This is a genomic window from Pseudoxanthomonas sp. LjRoot204_2, from assembly GCF_056175765.1.
In genome coordinates this window covers 1-2,971 of the sequence record NZ_JBGFFG010000409.1, presented here as the reverse complement: position 1 = coordinate 2,971, position 2,971 = coordinate 1, and the positions used below count along the sequence as shown (strand labels likewise).

Genomic DNA, 2,971 nt, shown 5'->3' with positions numbered 1-2,971 from the left:
GAAGGGGTGCGGCGGCCGCGACTCAGGCAGTGGCGTCCAGCACCGGAGGATCCCACAGGCAACGGCCGCCGGCCTTCTTCCTCAACGTCGCCAGCCGGGCATCGTGTGCGGCGAGCTCCTCGGCCGAGACCGCTACCCGCGGGCGGGCGCCCGCGATCGCGGGGTCGAACTGGACCACCGCCGCGGTCGCGGCCGACGCCGTCTCTTCCGCGCCGCCGAAGCCGATCTCGCGCTGGCCGGCCGTCAGGTTGAGGTAGACATCGCACAGCAGCTGGGCATCGAGCAGGGCGCCGTGCAATTGCCGGTGCGTGTTGTCCACGCCGAGCCGCTTGCAGAGCGCATCCAGCGAATTGCGCTGGCCGGGGAAGCGTTGGCGCGCCAGCAGCAGCGAGTCTTCGACGGTGACGCGGTCGGACAGGCGCCCGTACTGTTCGCCGAGCCGGGAAAGTTCGTAGTCCAGGAAGCCGACGTCGAAGGCTGCGTTGTGGATCACAAGCTCGGCCCCGTCGATGAAGGCCAGGAACTCGTCGGCGATCGCCGCAAACACCGGTTTGTCGGACAGGAATTCGAGGCTCAGGCCGGTGACTTCGGCCGCGCCCTGCTCGAACTCGCGCTGCGGATTGATGTACTGGTGGTAGGTGCGTCCGGTCGGACGGCGTTCCAGCAGCTCGACGCAGCCGATCTCGACGACGCGGTTGCCTTTCTTCCACTCCAGGCCCGTGGTTTCGGTGTCGAGGATGATCTGGCGCATCAGGCGGCTTCCTTGGAGAGGGACAGGTGGAACAGGTCCACCGGATGTTCGATCGGGGGCAGCACGATCATTCTGTCGAATGCGAATCCCAGTTTCTGCAACAGGCCGATCGAGGCCACGTTGTCGGGATTGACGATGGCATGCAGGCGGACGAGGCCGAGGCGGCGGGCGGCGTCGGCGATGACGGCGTTCGCGGCCTCCCGCGCGAACCCCTGGCCTGCGTGCGCGGGCAGCAGTGCGTAACCGAGATCGGGGCCTTCCAGCCCGTCGCGTAGGACCAAGCCACAGTTGCCGATCAGTGCGCCGGTGTCCTTGCGGCGGACCGCATACATGCCGAAGCCGTTTTCCGAATAACTGCGCAGTGCGCCGGTACGCAGATACGCGCGCGCCTGGTCCAGGGTCCTTACGCCGCGATCGGCGATGTGGCGTATGAAGGCGGCGTCGTTGAGCAACGCGAGCATGAGCGCCGCGTCGTCATCGTCCGCGTCCGACATCGCATGCAGGCGCAGGCGCGCCGTCTCCACGACGACCTGCCCGGGATGCAACGTCGGGCTCACGCCACGGCTCCCCGGCGGAAACGCTCGGCGGCGGTGCGGGCCAGCGCATCGACACGTTCGTTGTCGGGGTCGCCGTTGTGGCCCTTGACCCATTTCCAGTCGATCCGGTGGCGGGCCGTGGCGGCATGCAGGCGTTCCCACAGGTCGCGGTTCTTCACCGGATCGCCGCCGGCGGTCTTCCACCCGCGCCGCACCCAGCCCGGCATCCATTCGGTGATGCCTTGCCGGACGTACTGCGAATCGATGTGCAGCGTGACCTGGCAACCCTCCGTCAGCACCTCCAGCGCCGCGATGGCGGCCATCAGTTCCATGCGGTTGTTGGTGGTCTGGGCCTCGCCCCCCACGACCTCTCGCTCCTTCTCGCCGTAGCGCAGGAGCGCCGCCCAGCCACCGGGACCGGGATTGCCCAGGCAGGAGCCATCGGTATGGATGCTGACGTGTTTCATGGGTTCTCGGGGTAAGGGGTCAGGCGGCGGGCGCGGCACGCCACGCGCGTGCTACGGGCGCAGGGGGAATAAGGCCGGCCACGCGCTTTTCAGCCTGCAGCAGGCGCGCGGCACGGAACGGCGCAGGTCCGTGTCCGGGGGCATCGGCTAGGCCTTTCCAGACTGGACCGTAGTGCAGCACATGCTCCGACACGACCAGGCCGGCCGCCGCCAGTTGCAGGCGCCACTGGCCCAGCGCGCGCGGCACCAGGCCGGCGCCGCGCCAGCGCAATCGGTAGGGGCTCCAGGGGTTCAGCACGAAGAGCCAGAGGCGACCGCCCGGCTCGAGGATCCGGGAACACTCCTGCAGGAGCGGCTGCGGGTCGCCCGCATCCAGCACGTGTTGCAGCACGATCACCCCCATCGCTTCGGTCGGCAGCGGCAGCGGCAGGCCGCACTGGACCTGCCCCGCCAGCCGATGGCAGCCCGCACGGGCCCGCAGGCGGAGCCCGCGGGTAGCCGGCGCGGCGACCGGCGACGGGTCGCTCCCGTCTGGAGCTATCCAGAGCCAGGGCTGCGGCGTCCGGCTGGTGAGCGCCTGGGTCACTCGCGCATGTTCCGACGCCAGCAACGGTCCACCGTGGCCGGTCCCGAACCACGCCAGGGGATCGGGTTGACGGGTAAACGCGAACGCAGGCATGTTCGGATTGTAGAGGACGCCGCCCCTGGGCGTCCGTCCCGCCCGGAGCCTTTCCCCGATGCGCCTGCTTGCCCTGCCTGCTTTCGAGGACAACTACATCTGGGCGCTGGTCGACGACGAGGGCGACGCGCTGGTGATCGACCCCGGCGATGCCGCGCCATCCGCTGCCGGCGATGCACCCCGAGGCGCGCGCCGGCCTGATCGAGACGGCGAAGCGGCTCGACCCGATGGTGCTGCGCTGGGGGCGTTGACAGTGGCGCCGCGCCCCTTGACGAAGTAGGGCGCGACGATCTCGGTCAGCCAGTCCATCACGGCCAGCACGCGCGGTGCGAGCTGGCGCCGGTTGGCATAGAGCAGCGAAACCGGCATCGGGCGCGCGCTGAACTCCGGCATCACCTGCACCAGCGCGCCCGCGGCCAAGCTCGCTTCCAGGCCCGCGAACGGCGCCTGGATCAGGCCCAGGCCGGCCCGCGCGGCCGCCTGGTAGGCGTCGGTGCCGTTCACCGTGACGGTCGCAGGCACGGGCCATGTCCTGTAC

The 2,971-nt window shown here is 69.8% G+C and carries 4 protein-coding genes and 2 pseudogenes; 1 reads left to right on the top strand and 5 read right to left on the bottom strand.

From position 1 onward, the window contains the following. Positions 1–22: 22 nt before the first annotated feature. The 4 genes from dnaQ to AC04L7_RS15645 are packed head-to-tail and all read right to left on the bottom strand — an operon-like array spanning position 23 to position 2,433. The gene (dnaQ, locus tag AC04L7_RS15660; protein WP_296280077.1) at positions 23–751 is read right to left on the bottom strand and encodes a DNA polymerase III subunit epsilon; all 729 of its coding nucleotides are present in this window, start codon (positions 749–751) and stop codon (positions 23–25) included. Further along, positions 751–1,308: a GNAT family N-acetyltransferase gene (locus AC04L7_RS15655; RefSeq protein WP_435997727.1), complete on the bottom strand. Its 558-nt coding sequence runs from the start codon at positions 1,306–1,308 to the stop codon at positions 751–753. Before AC04L7_RS15655 ends, dnaQ begins: the two co-directional genes overlap by 1 nt. Beyond that, on the bottom strand, positions 1,305–1,754 hold the full coding sequence (gene rnhA, locus AC04L7_RS15650) for a ribonuclease HI (RefSeq protein WP_296280074.1): 450 nt from the start codon (positions 1,752–1,754) through the stop codon (positions 1,305–1,307). The genes AC04L7_RS15655 and rnhA overlap by 4 nt, the downstream gene beginning before the upstream one ends. 19 nt (positions 1,755–1,773) lie before the next feature. Continuing rightward, the gene (locus tag AC04L7_RS15645; RefSeq protein ID WP_435997724.1) at positions 1,774–2,433 is read right to left on the bottom strand and encodes a class I SAM-dependent methyltransferase; all 660 of its coding nucleotides are present in this window, start codon (positions 2,431–2,433) and stop codon (positions 1,774–1,776) included. Positions 2,434–2,491: 58 nt separating this feature from the next. Here AC04L7_RS15645 and AC04L7_RS15640 point away from each other — a divergent pair. After that, positions 2,492–2,593, top strand: a pseudogene (locus AC04L7_RS15640) (hydroxyacylglutathione hydrolase); the annotation flags it as partial. Positions 2,594–2,784: 191 nt separating this feature from the next. Here AC04L7_RS15640 and AC04L7_RS15635 read toward each other — a convergent pair. Next, positions 2,785–2,937, bottom strand: a pseudogene (locus AC04L7_RS15635) (LysR family transcriptional regulator); the annotation flags it as partial. Positions 2,938–2,971: the final 34 nt, after the last annotated feature.